Raw genomic sequence first — 26992 nt, 5'->3', positions numbered from 1 at the left:
AGGTTATCCGGCCATCCGCCATTGTTGTTGCCCGCCATAGGGTTGTTGCCGGCCATCGACTAATCGCATCGTACTGAAGTGCGCGCCACGACAACCATAACCGCCCATGACATGCAGTAAATACGCCTGCATTTCCCTGTCAGTGCCTTGGGTACAGACTTTCAGTCCCAGATGGACCAGCAGTCGGATCAGACTGGCACAGGCATTCCGTTGTGTTTCAGATTCTTCCAGCTGCTTGATCATTGCTGCTGAAAGTTCTGCAGCCTGCCAGAAGGGTTGCTGCAATAATTGCAGCGAACTTAAGCCATCGCCAACCTCGACAATCATCAAGCCAAATCCGGCCGCTTTCAGTTCCTCAGCCTGTTTGCTGAAGCCTGCTGGATCCTGTAACCAGCCATCTTCCCGCAAGCACAACACAAACTGATTGGCCTGAAGTTGGTGGTCCTCCAGCTGACTTTGCAAAAAATTCAGCAGTCCACAGTGACGAAAGTTCGCCGCAGACAATTCGACCTGCAGCGGTGGCAGCGGGCCCAGACGTTGCCATAACTCCGCCAACTGACAGATCTGACAAAACGCCCAGCGCTCCAGCGCCAGCAACTGACCGCTCTGTTCTGCCAGAGGTTTTAACTCGGCATAACTTAATAAACCCCGTTGTGGTGAACGCCAATACAGTTCCAACCGGAATGCGGTAGCGATGCCGGTCGCCAGTTCAATCACTGGTTGTGACCAAATCTCACATTGATATTGCGTCAATGCTTGTTGCAACTCATATTGCAATTGCAGGCCCGGTGCCGGATTTTTCCCCTGCATCTGCCACAGATGCATTCGTTCCGGCAGCGTGGCCGCGATGTGCAGCGCGTGTGCAGCGTGCGCCTGCAATTCGTCGGCATCATGGCCAGCTTCGGGGAAAATCGCGATCCCGGCCCGACAGTCCAACCGCAACTCTGCCTGCGGGATAAAAAATGGTCCCTGACAAAACTGCAGTATTTCGCGGCTGAGTTGGATCGCTTGTTGTTCGGCCTGCTCAGCATGTCCGTCCAGACTGAGTAGCAACGCCAGCTGATGTGGCGCCAGCCGGGCCATAAAAGCGCTGGCCGGGATCTCTGCCTGCACGTTGTTCACCAATTGTTGCAACAGACCATCTGCAGCAGTCTGACCGAAGTTCCGCACAATAGCGGGATAGTCATTCATTTCCAGTAACAACACGGCAAGACTATGATATTTCGCCTGATGGCGGTGCAGTTGAGACTGTAACCAATAGTGCCACAGCGTTGCTGATGGCAATTTGGTCACCGGGTCAGCATAGGCGCTGATCTGTGCCTGTGCCTGCTCCAGCGCCGCCTGCAGTGGCTTCCAGTGCCAAAGCAAAAAGCGCTGACGATAGCCGCTAAGCACCCGTACATTCAGCTGATAAGCTTGGCGATCACTGCTGCCAATCCAGACCTGGCCTTGCCAATGCGGACTGATTTGCAGCATCGCCAGGATGTCCGGCAGACCAGGATCCAGTCCTTCGGCAGAGAAAAACAGCTGCTGTGCCAGCCGGGTATTGGCCGCAGGATGACGGGTAGCGTGATTGTGCCACAGCGGTATCGCTTGTGGGTCGGTGAGCCAATAGGCATTGGATTGTTGTTGCAGGAACTGCAACAGCGGCGTGTTATGTAATGGCGTGCGGCGCGCGCGTTGTAACTGCATCAGCACCAGACAAAGCAGAAAACCGCTGACGATGGCCAGCAGGTATTGGATCCATAATGGTGTAGTCATTTTGGCATTCCTTGCACAGCAACACTGGTTTACTATAAATGCCTGTCTAAAAAATCGCCACTAAATGCAGGGAAAATTGGTAACAGTCTGACCTCTGCTGTCACGCTACGTTGTCAGACTGCGGTATACTCGCGCTTTGTCTTGGCGCAGGAGTTGTTGTGTTTCATATCGCTTTATTTGAACCCAAAATCGCACCGAATTGCGGCAATATTATTCGGCTTGCTGCCAATACCGGCTGTCATTTACATTTGATTGAACCATTAGGGTTTGATTTTGAAGAAAAAAAGCTGCGCCGTGCCGGACTGGATTATCATGATTTGGCGAATGTCTGCCGGCACGCCAGTTATCAGGCGATGTTGGATGCGGTGAAGCCGGTGCGGGTACTGGCGTTGACCACCAAGGGCAGCCGGCCTCACACTGAATTACAGTATCAGGCCGGTGATTTGTTGTTATTCGGCTCCGAGACCTCAGGGTTACCGGATGAGATCCGCAATGCTATTCCGCCAGAGCTGCGCTTGCGGATCCCGATGATGCCTGATGCGCGTAGTCTGAATTTAGCCAACTCTGTGGCGATCGTTTGTTATGAAGCCTGGCGTCAGCAGCAGTTTGCCGGCGCGTTGTAACTCTGTGAACTGACAAGGACCAGCGATGACCAGCCATGAATACAATCTTTGGGTACGCCGTTCGGGCAAACTGACGATTGGCATTGCGCTGATCATCGTCATCATCAAGTTGTTTGCCGCTATCGATACCAATGCCGCTTCGATATTGGCGTCGTTGATGGATGCGACGATGGATGTCGCTGTGTCGTTGCTGAACTTTGTCGCGTTGCGTTATGCATTAAAACCAGCGGATGACGATCACCGGTTTGGTCATGGCAAAGCTGAAGCGGTGATGGCGTTATTTCAGGCAGCTTTTCTGGCCGGCGCCGCATTTGTACTGTTATATCAGGGCGTAAACCGGATTTATCTGCCGGCGCCAATTGGCGCTATCAATAATGGCATCTGGGCCATGCTGCTGTGCAGTGCCCTGACGCTGACGCTGGTATTGCTGCAGCGTTGGATTATCAAAAAAACCGGCTCGTTGGCTGTAGCAGCAGATCAAGCTCACTACCGCAGTGACCTGCTGATGAATGCCGCAGTGTTATTGGCGTTGTATTTGGTACAAAACAGTCTGCTCTGGGCTGACGCAGCCATCGCCATTCTGATCGCCCTTTATTTGTTGTTTAATGCCGCGCAGTTGTTGCGGGAAAGTATGGTGCATCTGCTGGATGAAGAATTGCCGGAAGCCGAACGGCAGCAAATTTTGCAGCATCTGCTGCAAATGCCCGGAGTCCTCGGCGTTGAGCAGCTGCGCACCCGTCGGGCCGGGCCGCGTATTTTTATCCAGCTGCGGCTGTTGTTGCCGCAGGACTGGAGTCTACAAAAAGCGCATCAGGTGACCGATTTGGCGGAGCAGCAAATCGCGGCGTTTTACCGCGATGCGGAAGTGATTATTCACCCGGACCCGTTGCCACACGCTGCAACCAAAGATTGATCAGACTAAACACCTGTTGGCGCTGCGCATCGGTGCCTGCGAGTAATTCATGCCGGGCGTCGGCGATCTGATGTAGTTCGATGGCGCAACGCGCGGCCAGCTTGTTTTGCGCCTGATTGTCCACCACCGTATCGGCACCCGCTTGCAGGATCAGCATCGGCACAGCCGGTACCACGCCTTGCTGGATCTGCGTACAGGCCTCTAGTGCATGATGCAGCCAACGCCAGCTGACACCACCGAGCTGATAGGCCGGATATTGCTGATATAAATCCCGAAACCACTGATAACGCTCTTCACTGAGTGTCAGCGCATTGTCGGCAAATGGTAGGTTTTGATAGGGGCCCTGTCCCGGCACATACCAGCCAGCCCGACTGAAGCGCTGGTTCAGCTGCTGCATCAGCATGGCCACAAAGCGGCTCAAGCGTGGCAGCGGGCCTGTCGGAATACCAAACATCGGTGCACAGAAAATGGCTGCATCCAACAGCGGCAGAGCCGTCATTTGTAGATAGCGATACAAGATGGCGCTGCCCATCGAATGCGCCAACGCCAGTAGCGGTAAGTCGGTTTGACTGCGGACAGTGCTGACCGCCTGCATCAGATCGTCACTGTAGCGGCGAAAATCTGTCACATCACCCAGTTGCGGGTCGGGTTCAGGCCGCTGTGCCAGACCTTGGCCGCGGTGGTCGATGACAAATACCTGATAACCACTACAAAGTGCATCCTGCGCCAGTTCGGCATATTTATGCGCGGCTTCGATGCGCCCCGGCACTATCAGCAAGGCCGCATGCGGTTTACGCCAGCCAGGCAAACTGGTACGGCTGTACAGACAAAATCGGGTACCGTCGCGACTATAAAGCTCGGTTTTAACAAATTGCTGCCAGCATTGCTGCAGTTGCTGCCTGACGTTGTTGTCATTCAGCGCGTCAGCCTGCAGCTGCGCCTGAAGCGGCGGAAAATACTTCAAAGATTCAGCTCCTGCTGTGCCGGCATTTGCAGACAAATTTGCAAACCATGCACCTGCTCCGCCTGATAGATATTTTGTGCGGTGATCTGACCCTGATGCTGTTTCATCGCCTGCGCCGCGATCGCCAGACCCAGCCCGGTACCTCCCGCGCCAGCTGTGCGCGCATCGGATACCCGGTAAAATGGCTCAAAAATCGCCTGTAGGGCACTTTCTGGGATACCTGGGCCTTGATCCCAGACACAGAGCTGGAGTTGCCCGGCATCAATCTGCAACTGCAGCCTGATCACTGAACCGGTGGGGCTGTATTTAATCGCATTGCGCAGTACGTTCTCGACGGCTCGCGCCAGCAGCCGGCTGTCGGCCTGTAACCAGCACTGTGGCGGTGCTTCTAGCTGTATTTGTTGCTGTTTCTGACTGGCTTCCAGTTGATTGACCTGGATAATTTCTTCCAGCAGCTCGGTCAAATCAAGGTCCTGCAATTGCAGTTGATATTGTCCGGCATCGAGCCGGCTGAATGTCAGCAGCTCATCGAGCATACTGTCAATTTTATCCAGCTCTTGCGATAGACGTGGCAGCTGACTACCACCGCCTTGCCGTTGTTCCAGTGCGATAGCCAGCTGCGCACGGGTCAGCGGTGAGCGCAGCTCATGCGAAATATCACGCAGCAGGCGCTGCTGATTTTGCAATAAAGCGCCGATTTGACTGGCCATGGTGTTAAAGCCTCGCGCCAACTCACCGATCTCGTCATTGCGCGCCGCAGCTTGTTGCACCCGGCTGGTTAAGTCACCGCTGGCGAATTGCAGACTCTGCTGTTGTAACTGACGCAGCGGTCGGGTGATCGTCAGGGCCAGGCCAATACTGGCAAGGGCTGACACCAATAAAAACAGCAGCGGTATCGTCAATTCCGGTAACTGAGCAAGGCCCAACATGCCGGGCCGGTCAGGGCGGGGTTGTTGTTGATATAACACCAGCGGCTGGCCATTCAGACGGACAAAAAACGGGCCGGCCAGACTGATATGACGATGCAAAAACAAACGTGGTTTTTCAAACTGCGATAATTCGGTTAACCAGCTTTGGTCAAAACCGCGCGGCAGAATGTGTGCGTTCAGAATTTGTTGGCTGACCGGGTCGACCAGTAACCAGCGATTGTTCTCGCGCCGGTTCAGCCGCTTCAATAAATCTTCAACGCTGTCAAAATGTTGCAAACTGTGTAGCATCCGATCAGCATGTTCATGCACACCGGGTGGCAGGCGACGGATCACCGTGTCATCGAGAAAAGCTTTGGCCAAAAGCCAGGCGGCAGCAATTGTCAGCAGCAGCACCAGCCAGAACCAGCTGAATAGCCGGAACGCCAGAAAACGCCATGGATTGACCCATTTCAGTTGCATCAGGACTCCAGAAACAAATAGCCGCTGCCGCGCAGCGTCTGGATTTTTTCATGGTCGCTGCCCTGTGCCAGTTTTTTCCGGATATTACTGACATGCATATCCAGACTGCGGTCATATTGTTGCAGCACCCGGCCCATCACTTCTTTGCTGAGCTCTTCTTTGCTAACCACACGACCCGCATGGTGCATCAGATATTCCAGCAGCTGAAACTCTGTCGCGGTCAGGACAATGGCCAAGCCCTGACAGTGAACCTGGCGATTTTGCCGGTTCAGCGTGACCTGATTCAGTTCTAACAATGGGGCCTGATGTTGTTGCGGTTGCTGCGCCAGTTCGACGCGGCGCAGAATAGCCCTTACCCGGGCACTGAGTTCGCGTGGGTTAAACGGCTTAGCCAGATAATCGTCGGCACCCAGTTCCAGACCGAGAATGCGGTCGATGTCATCGCCGCGGGCAGTCAGCATCAGTACCGGGCAATAACTGGTCTGACGCAGTTGCCGCAGTAAAGACAGTCCATCAAGGCCAGGCAGCATCACATCCAGCAAGATCAGCTGATAGGCGCCGGTCTGCGCCTTCTGCAAGCCTTTGATGCCATCTGCGGCATGATCGAGACTAAAACCATCCAGCGTCAAATAGTCGGTGACCAGCTGGCTTAACTCCGCATCATCATCAATCAGCAGGATATTCGGGTGTTGCATCGGAAACCTTCTTAGCTACTGCTATAGGGCCATCACTGTGGGTGGTGCGCTTAGTGTAAGCAGCAGACATGCCCGGACAAGTGTCTTTACCAAACCTTTACGGCGGCTTTGCGTTGCTTTGCAGCCAGTCGCTTATGCTTGCATCATACAAAACAGACCGCTGTTTGTAATGCCCGAACCTACTGGAGAGATAAAAATGAACACATTGAAAATAGTATCAAAATTAATTCCTGCGTTATTCGGCGCCGCCTTGTTGCTGTCTCAACCTGCTTTCGCCGGTCACGGTCAGCATGGTGGTGACCCGGCGGTGCGGATGCTCAAAGGCCTTGACCTGACGGATGCACAACGGGAGCAAATCCGGACCTTGGTCGCTGCCAGCAAAGCCGAAAAGCCAGATACGGCAGCGATGAAACAACATGAAGCCATGCAGGCGCTGGTTAAAGCAGATCAATTTGATGAAGCGGCTGCGCGTATACTGCTGGAGAAGCAGCAGGCCAGTATGTTGGAGCATCAATTGGAACGGCTAAAATTGCAGCACCAGATCCGCGCTTTGTTAACTGAAGAGCAGAAAACGAAGCTGGACGAGCGGATGGCGAAAATGCGTGAACGGATGGCCGAGCATACAGGGAAAGACGACTAAGCCCGAGGTCATGTCGCAGTTCAGGTGCCGGCGCGCCTGAGTTGTCTGCGCAATGATGAAAAGAACCGGGCCTGAGCCCGGTTTTTTACATGTGAAGGCGCAGCGGTGTCGCTATTCCATATCAAGTTCTTTGAGCTTGCGTGTCAACGTATTGCGGCCCCAGCCGAGCCGTTTGGCGGCATCTTGTTTGTGGCCATGGGTAAACTGTAAAGCTTGCTTCAACACAATTCGTTCAAACTCCGGGCCGGCTTCAGCCAGAATGTCTTCTGCGCCGGTTGCCAGTTTCTGTGTGACCCATTGCGCCAGTAAATCCTGCCAGCTGTGTTGGCCATCGCTGCTGGTGGTCACCGGTTTTGGCGCGCTGGTCAGCTCCGGCGGTAAATCAGATAACAGGATTTGTTTGCCGGAAGCCATCACGGTCAGCCAGCGGCAGGTGTTTTCCAGTTGCCGCACATTGCCCGGCCAATCCAGCTGCGCCAGAAACTTTTCGGTTTCCAACGCCAGATCTTTTGCTTCCACATTCATTTCGCGTGCGGCTTGTGCCAGGAAATGCCGGGTCAGCTTTGGAATATCTTGTTTGCGGTCTCGCAGCGACGGAATATGGATCCGGATCACATTGAGCCGGTGGAACAAGTCTTCGCGGAACTTCCCTTCAGCAACCAGTTGCTCCAGATTTTGGTGGGTTGCTGCGATGATCCGTACGTCCACACTGACTTCCTGATGACCACCAACGCGATAAAATTGCCCATCTGCCAGCACGCGTAGCAGACGGGTTTGCACGTCGAGTGGCATATCGCCGATTTCATCAAGAAATAAAGTGCCTCCGTCGGCTTGTTCGAACCGGCCTTTGCGTAAAGTTGCCGCGCCGGTAAAGGCGCCTTTTTCGTGGCCAAATAATTCGGATTCAATCAGATCTTTTGGAATAGCCGCCATATTCAGCGCGATAAACGGCGATTCGGCTCTAGGGCTGTGTTTGTGTAGCGCGTGCGCCACCAGTTCTTTACCGGTACCACTTTGGCCATTGATCAGCACACTGATGCTGGAGCGGGACAAGCGGCCAATCGCCCGAAACACTTCCTGCATCGCCGGCGCTTCACCGATGATTTCGGGTACGTGTGAAGGTGTGCTGGTGCTGGCACGAGGTTTTTTCGCGTGGGCATGTTCCAGCGCGCGGCTGATCAGGGCCACCGCTTCATTCACATCAAATGGTTTGGGCAGATATTCAAAAGCGCCGCGTTTAAACGCGTTGACGGCGCTGTCGAGATCGGAGTGTGCCGTCATGATAATCACCGGCAGTTCCGGCGCCAGCTCCTGCAGCTTGCTCAGCAATTGCATGCCATCGGTGCCAGGCATCCGGATATCGGACACCACAACTGCAGGTTGATCAAATTCCAGCCGTTGCAGCATCAAATCTGCCGAGGCATAACTCTCGCAGACGATACCAGCGCGTGACAGGGCTTTTTCCAACACCCAACGGATGGAATTGTCGTCGTCAATGATCCAGACATTCTGCGTCATGGGTTAAGCTCCTTCTGCGCTTATCGGTAAATACAGGGTAAATTCGGTGCGTCCTGGCCAGCTGTCACAATCAATCCAGCCGCCATGCTGATGGATCAGCGTTTGTGAAATCGACAAACCAAGGCCGGTGCCGCCTGGTTTGCCGCTGACCATTGGATAAAACAGCGTATCTTTAATCGCCGGCGGAATACCGGGGCCGTTATCGATGACGCGGATCACGGCGACCAGCTTATGCCGGCGGCCATGAATAGTATGTTGATGTAAAATCCGGCTTTGCATCACAATCTGGCCGCCTTGGATCAGCACTTGCTGCGCATTGCGGACAATATTCAGCAGGGCCTGTTCCAGTAACTCCGGATCTAACGAAAAGTCTGGAATGCTCGGATCATAATCGCGGATAAACTGTACGGCATTGGGATTATCCATTTGAGCCAGCTGGCTGACGCGTTCAATAATTTCGTGCAGATTAGACACAACTTTATGTGGCGGCTTGTAGGGACCAAGTAAACGATCCACCAGGTTTCGCAGCCGGTCGGCCTGGGCAATGATCAGCTGGGTATATTCTTTTTGTTCTTCATTGAGCGACTCTTCCAACAACTGCGCCGCACCGCGCAATCCGCCAAGCGGGTTTTTGATTTCATGGGCCAGACCCCGGATCAGTTCGCGCGCTGCCAGATGCTGGTGTTGTTGCAAACTTTCCATGCTGATCTTGCGCTGCTGATCGACCTGGCGCAATTCCATCACCAGACTGGGCTGTTCTGTCTCCAGCCAGGTCGCCGTCATATCCAGCAATAGATGCCGGCCATCGGGCATGACGCAGTGCACATCACTAATGCCAAAACCCTGTTTGGTATTTAAGGTGCTGACCAGCTGCGCAGCACTGAGATCGCTGTATTGAAACAGTCCGGGAAAATATTGATGTTGCAGCCGTTTTTCACCAATACCAAGCAAAGCGCAACAGGCGGTGTTAAAGCAGGACACCTGTAACTGTGCATCCAACACCAGCACGGCTGTGGTCAGTTGTTCGGCCAGATTAATACCCGGCAATTCAAGAGCGATATGTGCGTGTGTCACGGCAAATCCCTTATTGCACCAAAATGGTGCTCATGGCGCTTAGTCTAGCGACTAAGCTGTGCCTTGTTGCACTATTTTGGGGTAATTGATGATGCTCGGTGCAGAAAAAACGTCGTTACGGAACTGGTAGCAATAACCTTGCCGTTTTGGTCGCTTAACTCCAGCATCAGCTGATGTTCGCCCCGGTCAATGTTATGCAGGATAAAATTGGCATTGCTGCTGGGGCCTGCAACCGCTTGGCCGTCCAGATATAGGCGAACCCGCAGGCCCTGAGCGAACAGCGGCTTTACCTGGCCGGATACGTAGACAGTGCCGTTGTTTTCACGCACCGTTCCTTCAGGTTCTGGTTTGGTGATGACTACATCGAACTTTGGTGTGTGATCAATACTGCGCTGGCTGATTTCGGTTGGGGTGACCGCGGGCATCCGGTTACCTTCTTTCAGCTGTAGCTGAGATGCGCCCGGTACCGGATTGTCAGAAAACACCGGAACGTTATTTTTGTCTACCGTGACAAACACCGGTTTGTCGTCCTTTTTTGCTTGTGCCAGCACAGGCTGCGCCAACATTGTCAGCACGATCAGTATAAATAGCGGCCAACCGGTAATATTCATCACAGAGTCCAATCTGATCAAGTGGCTGATAGAATTACTCTAACTGGCTTTTCTGGCTTTGACCAGTACAAAAAGCCCGCAAAAGCGGGCTTTGAGATTATGCAGTTCACACTTTATAAATCAGTGTGTTAGCTCGTGAAATTACACGCTGTAATACAGTTCGTATTCCAGTGGGTGCACAGCCATAGAGACGCGTTTGGCTTCTGCACGTTTCAGAGAGATATAAGCATCGATCATTTCGTCTGACATGACGCCGCCTTTGGTGAAGATTGCACGGTTTGCTTCCAGTGCATCCAGCGCTTCGTCCAGTGAACCACAAACTTGTGGGATCAGTGCTTCTTCTTCTGGTGGCAGGTCATACAGGTCTTTGTCCATTGCATCGCCTGGGTGGATCTTGTTCTGGATACCATCCAGACCAGCCATCAATTGAGCAACGAATGCCAGGTACGGGTTTGCAGCCGGATCCGGGAAACGAACTTCAATGCGACGTGCTTTCGCGCTTGGTACCAGTGGGATACGCACAGAAGCAGAACGGTTACGGGCAGAATAAGCCAGCATTACCGGCGCTTCATAGTGTGGAACCAGACGCTTATACGAGTTGGTAGACGGGTTGGTGAAGGCGTTGATTGCCTTCGCGTGCTTGATGATACCGCCAATGTAATACAGCGCAGTTTCTGACAGACCGGCATATTTATCACCGGCAAACAGGTTCACACCGTCTTTTGCCAGTGACTGGTGGCAGTGCATGCCTGAACCGTTGTCACCAACGATTGGTTTTGGCATGAAAGTCACAGTTTTGCCATACATATGAGCAACGTTATGAACAACGTATTTCAGCTGCTGAATTTCGTCGGCTTTTTTCGTCAGCGTGTTGAAACGGGTCGCAATTTCGTTCTGGCCGGCAGTCGCCACTTCATGGTGATGCGCTTCAACAACCTGACCCATCTCTTCCAGCACCATACACATAGCGCTACGGATGTCGTGATGTTGATCTACTGGTGGAACCGGGAAGTAACCGCCTTTAACACCTGGACGGTGGGCTTTGTTACCATCTTCATATTCAGCGTCTGAGTTCCAGGCTGCTTCTGAAGAGTCCACTTTGAAGAAAGAACCTGACATGTCGTTTTTGAAACGCACATCATCAAACATGAACCACTCTGGCTCTGGGCCAAACAGCACGGTGTCGGCGATGCCAGTCGATTTTAAATATTCTTCAGCGCGTTTAGCGATAGAACGTGGGCAACGATCGTAACCTTGCATTGTGCTTGGTTCGATGACGTCACAGCTGATCAGAATTGTGGTTTCTTCGAAGAATGGATCCAGCAACATGGTGCTGGCATCTGGCATCAGGATCATGTCTGAATCGTTGATGCCTTTCCAGCCGGCGATTGAAGAGCCGTCAAACATTTTGCCGTTTTCGAAGAAATCTTCGTCAATTTGGCTGGCAGGGATTGTGACGTGCTGCTCTTTACCTTTGGTGTCAGTAAAACGTAAATCAACAAACTTCACGTCGTTTTCTTTCATAAAACTCAGAACGTTCGATGCAGACATGCATTCCTCCGGATTCAACTCAAACTAAGGTTCAGGTGCGGCTTGCCGCCGGGTTGCGCTTGTAATGCCAAAGCTATGCCAGATTATTAAGTGTATGATTTTTAAAAACATACATGGCACAACCCTGACGGAATCGTTATAAAACGCACCAAAATAATGCGCTAATGCACTTAATTGGTGCATTGCCGCCGAAAATGCCCCGCTTCTGTGCAGTGGTGACGGCAGCGCTAACGATAGCAAGAATTCAGCACAGATCTGCGTCACAACAAAAAATAATCTGCGACCCGGTTGGGAGATATCCCGCGGCATCCTGAATGTGCCGGCTTTTACCGCAGAGTAGTCAGATGACTGTCATACTGGCAGGAGTTTTGCTTGATTTGCATATTGTGGCGCTGCCCGCAAACCTGCATTCGTGCTGGTGTTGGTGAAAAAATCAGCAGGTTGCTGCCAGATAAATTTCCCAGCCAGTGCTAAAGCAGGTAAAATGCGCGCACAAATTTTTCGGGTACTTGCGGTGGGATACTACAGGCGGGTACACATTTACACTTCACTAAGCGAGTACCAAATAAATGTCTTATGATATCAGCAAGTTGCGTAATATCGCCATTATCGCGCACGTTGACCACGGTAAAACTACACTTGTTGACAAATTACTGCAACAGTCCGGCACTTTCGATGCTCGCGCTAAATTGCAGGAACGGATGATGGATTCAAACGCGCAGGAATCCGAGCGCGGTATTACCATCCTGGCTAAAAACACTTCAGTACGCTGGAACGGCTATCAGATCAACATCCTGGACACACCAGGCCACGCTGACTTCGGTGGTGAAGTTGAGCGCGTTCTGTCGATGGCTGACTCAGTTTTATTATTAGTCGATGCGGTTGAAGGCCCAATGCCACAAACCCGCTTCGTTACACAAAAAGCCTTCGCCCACGGTTTAAAACCAATTGTTGTTGTGAACAAAATTGACCGTCCGGGTGCACGTCCGGATTGGGTTATCGACCAGGTATTCGACCTGTTCGACAACTTAGGCGCTACTGACGAGCAATTAGATTTCCCAATCGTCTATGCATCTGCCATCAATGGCTGGGCAACTCTGGATTACAACGAACCAAAAACAGACATCAACGATCTGTTTGCTGCCATTGTTGAGCACGTAGCTCCACCACAGGTAGAACTGAATGGTGACACCCAGATCCAGGTTTCTCAGTTAGATTACTCTAGCTACCTCGGCATTATTGGTATTGGCCGGATCAAACGCGGTACATTAAAAGTCAACCAACAGGTCACAGTATTAGGTGCTGACGGTTCTAAGCGTAACGGTAAAGTTGGTCAGGTGTTCACTTACTTAGGTTTGGAACGGATTGACACCCAGGAAGCAAACGCAGGTGACATCATTGCATTCACCGGTTTGGGTGACCTGAAAATTTCTGACACTATTTGTGCGCCAACCAGCCTTGAAGCATTACCACCGTTACAAGTGGATGAGCCAACAGTGACCATGACTTTCCAGGTCAATACGTCGCCATTTGCTGGTAAAGAAGGTAAGTTCGTCACGTCGCGTCAGATCCTGGAGCGGTTAACCCATGAACTGAAACATAACGTTGCGCTGCGTGTTGAAGAAACCGAAGACGGTGATAAGTTCAAAGTATCAGGCCGTGGTGAACTGCACTTAGGTGTTCTGATCGAAAACATGCGTCGTGAAGGTTTTGAACTGGCCGTATCTCGCCCTGAAGTAATCATGAAAGTGGTTGATGGCGCGAAAATGGAACCAATTGAAAACGTCACCATTGACGTGGAAGAGCAGCACCAGGGCTCTATCATGGAAAAAATGGGTGAGCGTAAAGCTGAAATGACCAACATGCAGCCAGATGGCAAAGGCCGTATCCGGATGGATTTCCAGATGCCAAGCCGTGGTCTGATCGGTTTCCGTACTGAGTTTATGACGCTGACGTCAGGCACAGGTCTGATGTACAACAGCTTTGATCACTACGGTCCATTCAAAGGCGGTTCAATCGGTCTGCGCATGAACGGCGTGCTGATTTCTAATGCGATGGGTAAAGCCGCTGGTTACGCGATTTTCTCTCTGCAGGAACGTGGCCGGATGTTTATCGGTCATGCTGATGAAGTATACGAAGGCCAAATCATCGGTATTCACAGCCGTAGCAACGACTTAACAGTTAACTGCTTAAAAGGCAAACAGCTGACTAACGTTCGTGCTTCCGGTACTGACGAAGCGATTAACCTGGTACCGCCAATCCGTTACACACTGGAACAGGCGCTGGAGTTTATCGATGATGACGAACTGGTTGAAGTAACACCACAGTCTATTCGGATCCGTAAACGTCACCTGACTGAAAACGACCGTAAACGCGCCAGCCGCGCTTAATTCAGGTTGTGAATGATAAAACCCGCGCTTAGTCGCGGGTTTTGTTTTTGGGACAAAGCGCTGGCGATGCCAGCCAATGCTGTGTATCTTGCAACGCAGAGAGAATGTCATTTATTTGTTGCATGGAGCTTTGCCACAATGACCTCGCGCCGGTCGTTTTATAAAAACAAAACTGTGCTGGTGGTGGATGATTCTGACCAAATCCGCAGCTATTTCAAAAGTATGTTGCTGCTGATTGGTTTTGATGATGTGACGCTGGCGCGAGATGCCGAGATGGCGCTGTCCAATTGCCGGCGTATTCCTTTTGATTTTATTCTGTGCGACTTCCATTTAGGTGTCGGGCGGGATGGCTACCAGTTATTCGAAGTGCTGCGCACCGAACAGCTATTAAAAGCTGAATGCTGTTTTCTGGTGGTCAGTGCCGAACGCCAGCGCCAGGCGGTGTACGGCATCGTCGAATATCAGCCGGATGATTATCTGCTAAAACCGTTCAGTTATGCCGAACTGGAACGTCGCATTACCCGTGCTTATCACATTAAACAAGCGCTGAAACTGGCTTATCAGGCGATCCAACAACGTGAATACAATGATGCTGTGCAGGCTTGTGATCATGTTGTCGCTCATCGCAGCAAATATGCGCTGCATGCGTCCCGACTCAAAGCGGAATTGCTGGTGCGGTTAGAACGCTTTGCAGAGGCCGAACATTTATATCACTGGGCATTGACCGTTCGTGACTTTGCCTGGGCGCGGCTGGGTTTAGCGGTGATCTATGGTTATCAGGGGCGCAGTGACGAGGCGGAAGCCGCGTTACAGTTGTTGTCCGGACAAGCGGAAACGAGAATCGAAGCGCTGGACTGGCTGACCCGCCTATACATCAGCCAGCAAAAACCAGCTGCCGCACTGGCGGCGGTTGAACAAGTCGCTAAAACTTCTCCGCGCAACTATTTACGCCAACATGTGCTGGCCACGCTGGCAGTGATCGACAACCGCAAAGATTTGGCGGTGCAGGTGCACCAGCGCTTACTGACGGCGGCCCGTTATTCAATGTATGACACCGCGGACAATATGCTCAATTTTGCCCGCGCTTTGCTGGAGCAGGCAAAAGATCAAGAGCCCAAAGGCCGGGCAGAGACTATGCGCCGGCTGGATACATTCCTGACGACCATCAAAAAACGCTTTCATCCGGCCAGTTATGAACATGACCGGCTGGTTGTCGATGCGCGAATTGCGATGTTGGAAGGGAAAACCAAAGAGGCGCTGCAATTGCTGGAATACAGTGAACAGCTCAGTTTGGAAAAACACTTATCACCGGCGTCGATGCTGGACCGGGCCCGTGCCTATTTTGAAGCCGGCAATCTGGCGATGTGCGATCACTATATGGGCGCGCTGTCGGCATTAACACAAGACGATAATCTGTATTGCAGCGCCATCAACCTGATGATGCAGCATGAGCAGAAGAAACATCAGCAATTGCGTCAGCAATTAATGGAAAGCAATGCGGCTGGCATGCAGGCCTATGGCAGCGGCGATTTTTCGATGGCCATCGATTATTTTCGTACAGCGCTCGAATCGATGCCGGCGAATGTCAATATTGCATTGAATTTGCTGCAAGCGCTGAGTATGCGTCAGACACTGAATGGCGACCTGAAAGCGCTGGCGCAGCACTGTGTCAGCCTGATCACTGCAGGGCAGTTGCCAGCCGATCAACAAAAACGCTATCAGGTGATATTGGGGCATCTGGACCTCTGAACCTGGCTGGCATTTCAGTGGCGCATAAATTACACTGCGCCGGTTTTCCTGCAATGAGAAGCGCTGATGTCTGTCAAAATCTGTTCTTTCACTGGCCGTTGTGCCGCTGTTTTTCTCTCATTGGTTTTGCTGAGTTGCACACCAGCTGATCCGATCCAACGCTTTTCCGGTCCGGCACAAGGTTCGACCTACAACATCAGTTATTGGTCCGAACCGCAGGTCAAGGCTGCGGATTTACAACAACAGGTTGTAAAGGAACTGGAACGAATCGATTTGGCAATGTCGAATTACCGGCCAGATTCAGTGATTGAACAGTTTAATGCCGCGCAGCACACCAATCTGCAAACGGTGGGAGCTGAATTGGTTGCTCTGGTAGAAGATGCCCGCCGTGTCACAGAAGCTAGTCATGGTTGCTATGACCTGACTGTCAAACCGCTGTTTGAACTCTGGGGGTTTAAAGCAGATAAGTTTAATCAGCCGACCCCAGCGCAAATCAGCGAGACCATGCAGTGGGTCGGCATGGATAAAATCACCACGACGACGGGCGGTGAGATGAGTAAAGCCATCGCTCAGATGCGGGTTGATGTGTCATCCATTGCTCAGGGTTATACCGTGCGCAAGTTGTCAGCCTTGTTGGAACAAGCCGGTGTCACCAATTATCTGGTGGAAGTGGGTGGTGAATTACAGGTCCGGGGCAAAAAACCGGAAGGGCAACCTTGGAAGGTAGCAATTGAAAAGCCGTTACCCGGCGAGCAACATTTGCAGAAAATCATCACGGTCAATCAGGATTCCCCTCTGGCCATTATGACATCCGGCACCTACCGGCATTATTTTGATGCCGATGGCCAACGTTTCAGCCATGTGCTGGACGCCCGCGCTGGTGCGCCTGTGCGGCACAATACGGTGTCCACCACAGTGCTGATCGACAATGCCACTTTTGGTGATGCCTGGTCGACCGCGTTTTTATGTCTCGGCAGTGAAGCCGGGCTGAAAGTGGCCGACGACTTGGGCCTGAAAGTGTTGTTTATTGACCAACAGGGCGAAACTTTAATTGAGAAGCCAAGTCAGGCATTGGTCAATAGCAAGGATGTATCGCTGCAATAGCCACGCAGCATTTTGCTGCGATCTGGCCGGGTCTGCTTGTCTGCACCCGGGCGCTTTGTGGTAGGCTGCAGGTTCCGGCACCCAGATAGGTGTCTGCTCAGGACAGGATGATGCCCGATTCGATGATTCAGCGCACTGTTACCCTTGGGATGAACAGTGTGCGTTTTTGCCGCCTTTATCTGCAACGTTGTCAGCACGACCAAATCGGTATGATTGGTGGTTATCTGGCATATATTTCGATTTTATCGCTGGTGCCGCTGGTTGCTGTGGCATTTTCGGTACTGAATGCGTTCCCGATGTTTGCTGGACTGCGTAGTGAAATAGAGGCCTTTGTTTACGCCAATATAGTGCCATCGCGTGGTCAGGAAATTCAGAATTATATCAACGGCTTTGTCGAAAACATTGGTCAGATGACCACCGTTGGCGTGTTGTTTTTAGTGTTGGTCGCACTGATGCTTATTCACAATATCGACAAGACACTGAATAAGATCTGGCGCGTGCAAAAACGCCCACGGTTGATGATTTCGTTGTCGATCTATTGGATGATCCTGACGCTGGGCCCTATTTTGCTCGGCAGTTCGATTGCGCTGACCTCTTATCTGGCGTCGCTGAGCCACCTGGCCGACGATTACACGCCCGGTTTATCGAATTTCCTGCTGTCTTTTACGCCGTATGGCATGTCATTGCTGGCGTTTTTTATGCTTTATCAGCTGGTCCCCAATATTAAAGTTCGCTATGGCTATGCCTTTTGGGGCGCACTGCTTGCCAGTATTTTGTTTGAGATGCTGAAAAACGGTTTTGCGCTCTACATCCAGCATTTCCCGTCCTATCAGGCGATTTATGGCGCGCTGGCGCTGGTACCGATTTTATTTGTCTGGATTTATTTATCCTGGCTGGTGGTGTTGATTGGTGCCGAGCTGACAGCACTTTTGCAGGAACAACACTGCCGGGCACTGCAGTTATTGCAGCATAAAACACAGCGGGCACAGCCAGTAGTTGCGGCGCCTGGTGCTGTGCTGACGGAGTCTTCTGATGTATCGCACTGAACCTGTTGATTGTTATCACAGTGAATTTCTGCCACGGCCGCACGGCCATCGCTTGTATCTGGAGCAAAGTGGTAATCCGCAGGGGATCCCGGTGCTGATGTGCCACGGCGGCCCTGGTGGCGGCTGTTCACCGTTTCAGCGCACGCTGTTTGATCCGCAGCAGTACCGGATTGTGTTGTTTGATCAGCGTGGTTGTGGTCAGTCGACCCCTTTTGCCAGCCTTGAGCACAATACAACTCAAGATCTGGTCGATGACATTGAGGCGATCCGGCAGCATCTGGGGATTAACCGCTGGGTGGTTGCTGGGGGCAGTTGGGGCAGTACGCTGGCGCTGGCATATGCCGAGCAATATCCGCAGCATTGCCTTGGCCTGATCCTGCGGGGCATTTTCCTTGGCCGCCCCGAAGATATCGATTGGTTGTACCGGCCCGGTGGCGGCGCCAGTCAATTGTTCCCAGATTATTTTGCCGATTTTGTTGCGCCAGTGGCCGGCAAAAAAGGCCTGGATATTCTGGTAGCTTATCAACTGCTGTTGCAGCATGCCGATGCCAGTATCTGTCTGCATGCCGCACAGGCCTGGAGTTTATGGGAAGCACGTGTAGCGACCTTATTACCCAATACCGCCATGCGCGACGGCGCGACAGAGCCGGATTCTGCGTTGCCATTGGCACGGATTGAAAACCACTATTTCCTGCATCATTGCTTTTTACGTCCGGATCAGCTGATGGCTGAGCTTGGCAGAGTACAGCATTTGCCTTGCTACATTGTGCATGGCCGTTACGACATTGTTTGTAAGCTGGAAAATGCCTGGACTTTACATCAGGCCTGGCCCGATTCGGTGCTTACTATCGTTGCTAACGCCGGGCATTCCGCCAGTGAAACCGGCATCAGCCGTGCGCTGTACGATGCGTCATTGCAGCTGGCAATCCGCTTGCGGGAGGCGCCATGATTGCGTTGATCCAGCGCGTGCGCCGCGCTGATGTCACAGTTGGCACTGATGTAGTCGGGGCTATTGGCAGTGGTATGTTGGTATTGCTCGGTGTGGAAGCGGGTGATACGCCGGCAGAGCTGCACAAGCTGGCCGACAAAGTGCTGAAATATCGTTTATTCAGTGATGAAGCCGGCAAAATGAATCTGAATGTGCAGCAAGCCGGCGGTCAGCTGTTGGTGGTGTCGCAATTTACGCTGGCTGCGGACACCAATTCCGGTTTGCGACCAAGCTTTACTCCGGCGGCACGGCCTGAGGTGGCGGAGCCGATGTATCTGCAGTTCGTGGCTTATTGCCGCGCGCAGGGGCTGACGGTAGCGACCGGGCAGTTTGGTGCGGATATGCAGGTGAGTCTGGTCAATGATGGTCCGGTCACATTCTGGTTGCAGGTGCCTCCGGTCGCCTGAATCCTTTACGAGGTGTTTGATGCAGTATCAGGTGACGAGTCCGCACAGTGCGCAGGATTGGCTGGATTATTATCAACTGCGCTATCAGGTGTTGCGCGAACCTTGGGGGCAACCGCCGGGTTCAGAGCAGGATGAATTGGAAGCCAGCAGCGCCCATCGCATGGTGCGGGCTGCTGACGGTCAGTTGTTGGCTGTCGGCCGCCTGCATCAACTAGCCGATGGCTGGTGCCAGGTGCGTTACATGGCGGTGGCAGAGTCTGCCCGCGGTCAAGGTCTGGGCGCGCTGGTATTGCGAGCGCTGGAGCAGCAAGGTCTGGCCTGGGGCTGTGATCAGCTGACACTCAATGCCCGCGAAAACGCCTTCAGCTTTTATCAGAAACTTGGCTACAAGGCTGGCAAACCGCTGGCGCCGTTATACGGTATTGCACATCAGCAAATGACCAAACGACTGCGTCTAGGCGGCGATACCGCACAATTCACCCGCTGGTGTGCCAATTTGCAACAAACCTGGCATCAAACAATCCCGTTGTCGGCTTTTATGCAGCTACAGATCACACAGTTTGATGGCAACTTATTGGCTTGTCAGGCGCCACTGGCGCCGAACAAGAATCTGCATCACACCATGTTTGCCGGCAGCATCTACAGCTTGCTAACGTTAACCGGCTGGGGTCTGATCTGGCTGCAGTTGCAGGCGCTTGGTCTACAGGGCGACATTGTGTTGGCCGATGCTGATATTCGTTATCTGGCGCCGGTACAGCAAGATGCCCGTGCGCAGGTGCAATTACTTGATGCTGTCGGTGACCTGACAGCACTGACTCGAGGCCGGCACGTGCGCCAGCTGCTTACAGTGCGCTTAACTGAGGGAGATCGGCTGCTGGCCGAATTTCATGGTCGTTTTGTCGTGAAGCCGGCGACTGTTGCAGTGAGTGCTGGTTAATGGCGGCGGTCGTTATTCTAGGCTGCGGCTGGCTGGGCACTCAGCTTGGTCTGCAGCTCAGTACACAAGGCCATCAGGTTTGGGGCAGCCGGCGTAGCAGTGAGCGGCTTGCTACTTTACCTGCCGCAATTCTCCCCCTGGTGTGGGATGGATCCAGTCCGCTAAGTCCGGAGATTTGTCAGCTGTTACCTGATAGCTGGCTGATCCTGGCTATGCCGCCGTCAGCCGCCCAGGATGGCGGTGCTGCTTATTTGCGGTCGCTGCAAATCGTGCTGGCTCAAGCCGAAGCTGCGCAGGCACTGGTGCTCTGTTCATCCAGTGGTGTGTACGCCGGTCTGGGCGGCGAGGTCAGCGAAGCCGATGCACCGGGACCAGAGCCACGGGCGCAGCTGCTCTGGCAGGCGGAACAACTGATACTGCAAGCAGCACACAGTGTTCCACAGCGTTATGTTCTGCGTCTGGCAGGCCTGATTGGACCTGGCCGGCATCCGGCGAATTTCACCCGACGCGGCGTGATGGCTGGGCCAGAGCAACCGGTGAATCTGGTGCACAGTGCAGATATCTGTCGTTGGTTGTCTTTGCTGTTGCTTAATACCGATGCTTTTCCCGGCGCTGTGGTGAATCTCTGTGCGCCGATCATGCGCAGTAAAGCCGAGTTTTACACCGCGGCCTGCCAGCAACAGGGGCTGACGGTCCCGCAATTTATCGCAGCGACTGAACCGTCGCGTCGGGTCAACGCAGCGCTAAGTTTGCAATTGCCCGGATTTACCTACCAACAGCTGGATCTCAGCAGTTTCTAAATCAGTGCTCCAGATTGATTTGCAGCAATATCAAATTTTTATCAAAGCTTAATCGTCTTTTTCCAGCAGTAAAACGGCAGCATGGTCAGAATAGGAACATGATTCAGGATACTGCGGTTGGATCTCAATAAATGGCTGCTCGGGTCGGGTTGTTGCACAGCGTTAGGGGTGGTTGCCGGCTTCATATATTTGTTTGATAGCCCGGCAGAACCCATGCTGATTAGCCAGCAGTGGTATCAACAACCTTTGTTACTGTTTTTCTCCGGGATGCTGCTGTTGGCGCTGTTATTAAATGTGCTGGCGATTTTTGGCGTCGATTTTCATCGGGCGCCTTTATTTGTGCTACCACGCGACAACGATGAACTCAGTCATTTTACTGTTTTAGCACAGCAATTTTTGCAGCAGCAGACGGCAAGCCCGTTAACAGGCGAACCCAATTACTACCTGCAACGCGAATACGGTGTGCTGTATTACGTACAGACCAGTGCTGACTTTCCGCTGGACATTATGCAATTACGTCATATTTTTCAGCTGATGTTGCGTCATCAGTGTCACAGTGCTCTGGCGCTGGTCCCTCACAACATCAAGAGCCCGGCACAGATTTTTGCATTGGAAGCCAATATTCGCATTCTGGACAAGCAGCAGCTGCGGAACTGGATAAAGTCTTAAAAAAAATCACTTTTTAGGCACAATATCAAAGTTTGGTAAGGTTTTTTTGTCTCTGTTTTGGCAAATTAATCGGGCGTGTAACGCTGAAGGACCGATACAAATACCCGGGATTGGGTAGAAACACCGCCTGCCTGGCTGGACTTGCTCCAGCCTTTTTTTATTTTTTGCTCCCGGTGGCAGCTCAAAGCCGGCGCCAGACCAAAGTTAAAATATCCGTGACGGCAGTACTCGATAGACTGGCTTGACGCATGCACTTGATGCTACCAACCCAGGCTGTACTTGGCTTGACGCAGTCAGCCCGCGTCGCGGGTCATTATGCCGCGATCCACTGTATTGCAGTCAAAGAGACATAGGGCATTACCGGCTGCGGGCAATTTGCTATGGCAACTGTCGTCAAAGCCGTCAGATAAAACCCAATACTGCGGCCAGCACTACTTGTGCCGGCAGGCATGGTTCAAGCGGGGAGAGTGGGTATTGCGGCCCTATCTGCTGACAGGGCCGGCAGGGTTCAAATTTTGAAAGTACTGATGGCGGCCGTCAGCTGACCGGCGTTGTCACTGACTGCTGCGCTATGTTCCAGCGTACGGTCAGCTTTTTCAGAACTTTGGTCGGAAAGTTGGACCATTGCACTCATGTGGTCGGAAATCAAATCACCAAGCGCCAACTGTTGTTGGGTTGCACTGGCAATCGCGGTACTGATGTGATGCATCTGACTAATAGCTTGATTGACATGACCAAGTGATTGCACCAAATCCGCCGTATGGTTCACACAGTATTCGGCATCAGTCTTGCCACGATTGATCGCGCTGACCGCTGCCGTACTTTCCTGCTGCAGCGTTTGGATCATCTGGCGTATTTCATCAACTGCGGCCTGACTGCGTACAGCAAGCGAGCGGACTTCATCGGCAACCACGGCAAAACCACGGCCCTGCTCACCGGCACGGGCTGCTTCAATCGCGGCATTCAGTGCCAGCAGATTGGTTTGTTCCGCAATGCCACGGATCGTGGCAAGGATACCGCCAATGTTATTGGAATGAGTGTTGACCTTCAGCATGATTTCCGCGGTACTGGCCAGCTGACCGGCCAGTCCGCTGATCAGTGTATTGTTTTCGCCTGATATTTTATCGATTTGCTGGCTTTGCCCCAGTGCATGCCGCATTTCTTCTACCGCTTGTTCTGCCTGTTGTGCGATGTTGTGAGTATTGTTGTTCAGTTGCTGTGTGGTCTGGTTGACGTCATTGATTTGGGTCTGTTGTGTTTGCAACGCGCGGTTAATTTCCTGCACTTCATCTCTGGAGCGACTGGCATTGTGCTGCAGCTCACCAGAACTATCGACAATCCGGTGGATCAGCTGACTGAGCGCTTCGATCAAGCTGTTAACCTTGGCTGACAATGCGCCAAATTCGTCTTCCTGCACAATGTGCAGGCGCCTTGTTAAATCACCACCTGCGACTTCCCCCAGCACCTTGTTGATACCAGCCAGCGGTTTTAACATGGCATTAATGGTCAGAAATGCCGCGCCACCAGCCAGTGCCACCAGCACCACCATGATGACGATGGTGCGGGCTTTACCAAAAGACAAAGCTGAAGACACTTCGGCCTGCAGGCTGGTGAATTGTTGATCGGCTGCTTTTAACAGCTGGTCAAGTGCCGCAATAGCAAGGCCAATCGACTGCTCTGAATTCGCCAGCTGAGTACGGGCTTCCTGCAAAGCGGTTAGCTGTTGTTGTTTCAGGCTGACCAGATTTTGCTCTGTCGCCACCCTGGCTTTGACCGCGCTGAGTTGTTCATTAAAGGTTTGCCACAAGTCAGTTGCATCCACTTCGTCCACCAGATTACCGATGTAATCCAGGTTGCCCTGCATGTCACTCAAAGCAAATTCAATGTTTTGCTGACTTTCCGTCAGTTGGCTCAATTCGGTATAGGCTGCGGTTTCCCGTACAGTCTGCATCAGCGACAGTAATTGGCCGTCGACTCGGGCTGCCGCACCAGCCAACAGTTCAATCTGGGCTTTTTTACCCGGCGTTTCCAGATAAGACAAATCCACCAGCGTGGCGCCGGCATCGTCAATTAGCTGGACCAGTTGTTTTAACTCAGCAGCGGCAGCATCACCGGTCTGCAACGTTGCCAGTTTTGCTTTAAACATATTGTTGACTGCAGCGCTGTACAGGTCATGTTGTTGATCTGCGGTAGTCAGTGCTTTATTCAGCGTTGCATCCGATGCGGTCAGGGCACGTAGTGCGGTGACTTTTTGCCGGTAATCACTATTGGCGTTGTCAAAGTCCGTTTGAAACTGACTGATGGTTTTCGCCTGGTCGGCCATAAAACCTAACGCAGATAACTTGCCGAGTTTCAACAGCTGGATCTGGGCCTGATTACTTTGCTGCTGCACGGGTACGGCAATGTCGTTGACCCGGCTACCCGAATCAGACACTACGGCAAAGCTCCATAGCGAAGATAAACTGGCGAATAATAACAGTAGTGCAATAAAGCCAAAGCCGAGGATGACTTTGTGAGCCACGGTGAGTTTCATGTCTGATCCTGTTGTCTCATTTGTCTTCTTCGTCTGGAGTGATTTTAGTATTGACGAAGTTCATGGTTATGCAAAGAGGATCAGGAAGTTAACAGAGTTAAATCTACTGGTCCAGCCAGTACATCAGAAAAATGTATTACAGAAAATGGCAGAGTTGGTACTGAACACGCGGCGAATTGTCGGTAAAGGCAGCGGAACATCATCGTCAGATGAGGCCGGCGCCAAGTCTGAAGCAGCGGCTACTGCGGTCTTTTCCGGTTATTTCACTGGGGTGATATTGAGATGCCCGCCCAGTCGGTAACGGCTGCCAGCGGAAGTTAAAAAAGCAAAACTGACCGCCCCTTCGCGGCTGAAAGTACGGCGGGTCAGTCGCAAACACGGCTCGTGTGCGCTGATTTTCAGATGCTTACAGGTAAATTCGTCGGCTAACACCGCCTCAATAATGTGATCGGCTTCGGTCAGTGGCGCAACGGCACTCAGATATTCGTGGGGTGTCTGAAAAGCGAAATCCTGTTGCAGGTACAAAGGAACCATCTTGGGATTAACATATCGCGCTTCCAGCTGCAGCGGGGTCTGGTTGTCAAAATGCACAATCAGCGAGAAAAACACCGGCTCGTTGCGAACCAAGCCCAAAGCAGTGGCGACCACGGTAGGGCATGGCAGGCTGGTCAGCTGAACCAGCCGCGCGCTATGGAAATGGCCGCGAGCCTGAATTTCATCGGCGATATTGCGGATCTCCAACAACGCTGATTGTGATTTTGGTGATGCGACAAAACTACCGACGCCCTGGGTGCGGTATAACACTCCCTGCTCGGTCAGTTCCTGTAAAGCGCGCCGGGCCGTCATCCGGCTCACGGCAAACTGGTCACACAGCTCGTGTTCAGACGGTACCCGGCTATGTTCCGGCCAGTTACCGCTTTCAATCTGACTGAGGATAAACTCTTTGATGGCGGCAAACTTGGGGGTGCCGCTGTCGTTACTGCGTTGCATCGGGTTGCGCTCTGGCCTGACAAAATGTGCGGAATCTGCCGCAAAAAATAGCGGTTCTTGATTGTATATACAAGTGAGTGCGGTAGAATTATTGCGTAAATCAGCGCAACGCTGACTTGCCCGCAGTGTAGACAATAAAACGCAAAGCTCGAGCCCGGCAAGCACAAAACTTTAAAAATCAACAGGATTAGAATATGCAGCATTTCGATGCCATTTGGCACAATGTCAATATCGCTAGTATGGACCCGCAGCGGCCCGGATCTTATGGTGCTGTCGAACAGGCAGTACTGGCCATCCGCGATGGCTTGATTGCGTTTTGTGGTCCTCGCGCGGATCTGCCGCCTTACGATGCACTGGCGACGCCGACTTTTGATGGTCAGGGCGGCTGGTTGCTGCCAGGTTTTATCGATTGTCATACCCATCTGGTGTATGCCGGCAATCGGGCCAATGAATTTGAGCTGCGTTTAAACGGTGCGACCTATCAGCAAATCGCAGAAAGTGGCGGCGGGATTAAATCTACTGTGGCCGCCACCCGCGCTGCATCGCATGAAGAGCTGTTTGTGTTGGGGAAAAACCGGCTGAACGCATTGCTGGCGCAGGGCGTGACTTGTGTAGAGATTAAATCCGGTTATGGCCTCGACCTTGCCAGTGAACGCAAAATTCTCGAAGTGGCGCGGTTGCTCGGCGAGCATCATCCGATCGCGATCCAGACCACTTTCCTTGGCGCGCATGCGTTACCGCCGGAATATAGCGGCGACAGTGATGGTTACGTGGATTTAGTCGTCGACAGCATGTTACCTGAACTGCATAGCGCTGGCCTCGTCGATGCGGTGGATGTGTTTTGTGAAGGCATCGGCTTTTCAGTAGCGCAAAGCCGGCGTTTGTTTGACAAAGCCCGCACGCTTGGCCTGCCAGTGAAAGCACATGCTGAGCAGCTGTCGAGCCTGGGTGGTGCCAGTCTGGTGGCCGAATTCGGTGGTCTTTCCGCCGATCACATTGAATACCTGACCGAGGCGGATGTTGCCAATATGGCCAGTGCCGGCACTGTCGCGGTGCTGTTGCCAGGCGCCTATTATTTCCTGCGTGAGACTAAAATGCCGCCGATTGACTTATTGCGTCAGTATCAGGTGCCGATGGCGGTGTCGACAGATCTGAATCCGGGCACTTCGCCGTTGTGCAACCTGCCTTTGATGCTGAATATGGCCTGCACGCTGTTCCGTTTGACGCCGGCAGAGGCATTGGCAGGGGTTACCCGACACGCGGCGCAGGCCTTAGGACTGACTGATCGTGGCATGCTGCGTACCGGTCTTCGCGCTGATTTTGCCTTGTATCAGGTGAGCCAGCCGGCGGAGCTGTGCTATCAGTTTGGCGTCAGTCAGCTGCGGCAACTGGTGATTGGCGGCAAGGTCGTTAATCCCGGATAAATCCGCGTTACTGCGTGACTTTACAAGCAGTCAAAAAAGCGTAAGCTCAGCAAAAAACAGTCTTTGCAGGTGATCACCAGATGAGACGATTTGCCGCTGTATTGCTTGTCGCCTCGGTTCCGGTTGCAGCACAACAACCGGGATCCGCCAACACCACTTGGCTGTGGGCCGGTTTGTTGCTTTGTGGTATTGGCTGGCTGATCACCATCGGCTTGTG

Annotated in this window: 24 protein-coding genes; 14 read left to right on the top strand and 10 right to left on the bottom strand. The window is 52.6% G+C overall.

What is annotated here, in order from left to right; all coding sequences use genetic code 11:
- Nucleotides 1-3: 3 nt before the first annotated feature.
- Nucleotides 4-1761, bottom strand: coding sequence for an EAL domain-containing protein (locus ACFFJP_RS12750; protein ID WP_377244488.1), 1758 nt, complete (start codon nucleotides 1759-1761; stop codon nucleotides 4-6).
- Between the two features lie 158 nt (nucleotides 1762-1919).
- Here ACFFJP_RS12750 and ACFFJP_RS12745 point away from each other — a divergent pair, with 158 nt between their 5' ends.
- Nucleotides 1920-2384 carry a tRNA (cytidine(34)-2'-O)-methyltransferase gene (locus ACFFJP_RS12745; protein WP_377244485.1) on the top strand — a complete coding sequence of 155 codons (465 nt, stop codon included), beginning with the start codon at nucleotides 1920-1922 and terminating at the stop codon, nucleotides 2382-2384.
- 25 nt (nucleotides 2385-2409) lie between these two features.
- Nucleotides 2410-3297 carry a cation diffusion facilitator family transporter gene (locus ACFFJP_RS12740; protein ID WP_377244482.1) on the top strand — a complete coding sequence of 296 codons (888 nt, stop codon included), beginning with the start codon at nucleotides 2410-2412 and terminating at the stop codon, nucleotides 3295-3297.
- Here ACFFJP_RS12740 and ACFFJP_RS12735 read toward each other — a convergent pair.
- From ACFFJP_RS12735 to ACFFJP_RS12725, 3 genes are read right to left on the bottom strand one after another with little or no spacing between them, the layout of a single operon-like run.
- Nucleotides 3254-4261, bottom strand: a complete 1008-nt coding sequence (locus ACFFJP_RS12735; protein ID WP_377244479.1) for an alpha/beta fold hydrolase — start codon at nucleotides 4259-4261, stop codon at nucleotides 3254-3256. The two genes, ACFFJP_RS12740 and ACFFJP_RS12735, sit on opposite strands and share 44 nt — an antisense overlap.
- Nucleotides 4258-5649, bottom strand: coding sequence for an ATP-binding protein (locus ACFFJP_RS12730; RefSeq protein ID WP_377244476.1), 1392 nt, complete (start codon nucleotides 5647-5649; stop codon nucleotides 4258-4260). The genes ACFFJP_RS12735 and ACFFJP_RS12730 overlap by 4 nt, the downstream gene beginning before the upstream one ends.
- Nucleotides 5649-6344, bottom strand: coding sequence for a response regulator transcription factor (locus tag ACFFJP_RS12725; protein WP_377244473.1), 696 nt, complete (start codon nucleotides 6342-6344; stop codon nucleotides 5649-5651). The genes ACFFJP_RS12730 and ACFFJP_RS12725 overlap by 1 nt, the downstream gene beginning before the upstream one ends.
- A gap of 196 nt (nucleotides 6345-6540) precedes the next feature.
- Between ACFFJP_RS12725 and ACFFJP_RS12720 the strand changes: the two genes are divergently transcribed.
- Entirely contained in the window at nucleotides 6541-6984 is a 444-nt protein-coding gene (locus tag ACFFJP_RS12720; protein WP_377244470.1) for a Spy/CpxP family protein refolding chaperone, read from the top strand.
- A 111-nt stretch (nucleotides 6985-7095) separates the two neighbouring features.
- On the opposite strand, the gene glnG is transcribed toward ACFFJP_RS12720, so the two are convergent.
- The 4 genes from glnG to glnA all read right to left on the bottom strand — a co-directional run bounded on the left by glnG (nucleotide 7096) and on the right by glnA (nucleotide 11738).
- Nucleotides 7096-8502 carry a nitrogen regulation protein NR(I) gene (gene glnG / locus ACFFJP_RS12715; protein ID WP_377244468.1) on the bottom strand — a complete coding sequence of 469 codons (1407 nt, stop codon included), beginning with the start codon at nucleotides 8500-8502 and terminating at the stop codon, nucleotides 7096-7098.
- A 3-nt stretch (nucleotides 8503-8505) separates the two neighbouring features.
- Nucleotides 8506-9576, bottom strand: a complete 1071-nt coding sequence (gene glnL, locus ACFFJP_RS12710) for a nitrogen regulation protein NR(II) (RefSeq protein WP_377244465.1) — start codon at nucleotides 9574-9576, stop codon at nucleotides 8506-8508.
- A 71-nt stretch (nucleotides 9577-9647) separates the two neighbouring features.
- Nucleotides 9648-10187 (bottom strand): DUF4124 domain-containing protein, encoded by a 540-nt coding sequence (locus ACFFJP_RS12705; protein WP_377244462.1) that lies wholly within the window; start codon nucleotides 10185-10187, stop codon nucleotides 9648-9650.
- Between the two features lie 141 nt (nucleotides 10188-10328).
- Complete coding sequence (glnA, locus tag ACFFJP_RS12700) at nucleotides 10329-11738, bottom strand: glutamate--ammonia ligase (RefSeq protein WP_208931993.1); 1410 nt, start codon at nucleotides 11736-11738, stop codon at nucleotides 10329-10331.
- 569 nt (nucleotides 11739-12307) lie between these two features.
- Here glnA and typA point away from each other — a divergent pair.
- The 9 genes from typA to ACFFJP_RS12655 all read left to right on the top strand — a co-directional run bounded on the left by typA (nucleotide 12308) and on the right by ACFFJP_RS12655 (nucleotide 21828).
- Nucleotides 12308-14128 (top strand): translational GTPase TypA, encoded by a 1821-nt coding sequence (typA, locus tag ACFFJP_RS12695; RefSeq protein WP_377244459.1) that lies wholly within the window; start codon nucleotides 12308-12310, stop codon nucleotides 14126-14128.
- A 138-nt stretch (nucleotides 14129-14266) separates the two neighbouring features.
- Nucleotides 14267-15877: a response regulator gene (locus ACFFJP_RS12690; RefSeq protein WP_377244456.1), complete on the top strand. Its 1611-nt coding sequence runs from the start codon at nucleotides 14267-14269 to the stop codon at nucleotides 15875-15877.
- A 66-nt stretch (nucleotides 15878-15943) separates the two neighbouring features.
- On the top strand, nucleotides 15944-16981 hold the full coding sequence (locus ACFFJP_RS12685; protein ID WP_377244453.1) for an FAD:protein FMN transferase: 1038 nt from the start codon (nucleotides 15944-15946) through the stop codon (nucleotides 16979-16981).
- A 110-nt stretch (nucleotides 16982-17091) separates the two neighbouring features.
- The gene (locus ACFFJP_RS12680) at nucleotides 17092-18027 is read left to right on the top strand and encodes a virulence factor BrkB family protein (RefSeq protein WP_377244450.1); all 936 of its coding nucleotides are present in this window, start codon (nucleotides 17092-17094) and stop codon (nucleotides 18025-18027) included.
- The gene (pip, locus tag ACFFJP_RS12675; RefSeq protein ID WP_377244446.1) at nucleotides 18014-18976 is read left to right on the top strand and encodes a prolyl aminopeptidase; all 963 of its coding nucleotides are present in this window, start codon (nucleotides 18014-18016) and stop codon (nucleotides 18974-18976) included. The genes ACFFJP_RS12680 and pip overlap by 14 nt, the downstream gene beginning before the upstream one ends.
- Entirely contained in the window at nucleotides 18973-19422 is a 450-nt protein-coding gene (gene dtd, locus ACFFJP_RS12670; protein ID WP_377244443.1) for a D-aminoacyl-tRNA deacylase, read from the top strand. The genes pip and dtd overlap by 4 nt, the downstream gene beginning before the upstream one ends.
- 19 nt (nucleotides 19423-19441) lie before the next feature.
- Nucleotides 19442-20359 carry a bifunctional GNAT family N-acetyltransferase/hotdog fold thioesterase gene (locus ACFFJP_RS12665; RefSeq protein ID WP_377244440.1) on the top strand — a complete coding sequence of 306 codons (918 nt, stop codon included), beginning with the start codon at nucleotides 19442-19444 and terminating at the stop codon, nucleotides 20357-20359.
- Nucleotides 20359-21159, top strand: a complete 801-nt coding sequence (locus ACFFJP_RS12660; RefSeq protein ID WP_377244438.1) for a Rossmann-fold NAD(P)-binding domain-containing protein — start codon at nucleotides 20359-20361, stop codon at nucleotides 21157-21159. Before ACFFJP_RS12665 ends, ACFFJP_RS12660 begins: the two co-directional genes overlap by 1 nt.
- Nucleotides 21160-21372: 213 nt before the next feature.
- On the top strand, nucleotides 21373-21828 hold the full coding sequence (locus ACFFJP_RS12655) for a hypothetical protein (protein WP_377244436.1): 456 nt from the start codon (nucleotides 21373-21375) through the stop codon (nucleotides 21826-21828).
- Nucleotides 21829-22336: 508 nt separating this feature from the next.
- On the opposite strand, the gene ACFFJP_RS12650 is transcribed toward ACFFJP_RS12655, so the two are convergent.
- A complete protein-coding gene (locus tag ACFFJP_RS12650) occupies nucleotides 22337-24361 on the bottom strand; it encodes a methyl-accepting chemotaxis protein (protein WP_377244434.1) in 2025 nt (674 codons plus the stop codon).
- Here ACFFJP_RS12650 and ACFFJP_RS12645 point away from each other — a divergent pair.
- Nucleotides 24360-24662, top strand: a complete 303-nt coding sequence (locus ACFFJP_RS12645; RefSeq protein WP_377244431.1) for a hypothetical protein — start codon at nucleotides 24360-24362, stop codon at nucleotides 24660-24662. The genes ACFFJP_RS12650 and ACFFJP_RS12645 overlap by 2 nt on opposite strands.
- On the opposite strand, the gene hutC is transcribed toward ACFFJP_RS12645, so the two are convergent.
- Nucleotides 24620-25351, bottom strand: a complete 732-nt coding sequence (gene hutC, locus ACFFJP_RS12640) for a histidine utilization transcriptional repressor HutC (RefSeq protein ID WP_377244429.1) — start codon at nucleotides 25349-25351, stop codon at nucleotides 24620-24622. The two genes, ACFFJP_RS12645 and hutC, sit on opposite strands and share 43 nt — an antisense overlap.
- Nucleotides 25352-25545: 194 nt before the next feature.
- Here hutC and hutI point away from each other — a divergent pair, with 194 nt between their 5' ends.
- Nucleotides 25546-26775 (top strand): imidazolonepropionase, encoded by a 1230-nt coding sequence (gene hutI, locus ACFFJP_RS12635; protein WP_377244426.1) that lies wholly within the window; start codon nucleotides 25546-25548, stop codon nucleotides 26773-26775.
- Nucleotides 26776-26992 lie beyond the last annotated feature (217 nt).

Origin of the sequence: Rheinheimera tilapiae (genome assembly GCF_042432165.1) — a bacterium.
Lineage (GTDB): Bacteria > Pseudomonadota > Gammaproteobacteria > Enterobacterales > Alteromonadaceae > Pararheinheimera > Pararheinheimera tilapiae.
This window is presented reverse-complemented; position numbering and strand designations above follow the sequence as displayed.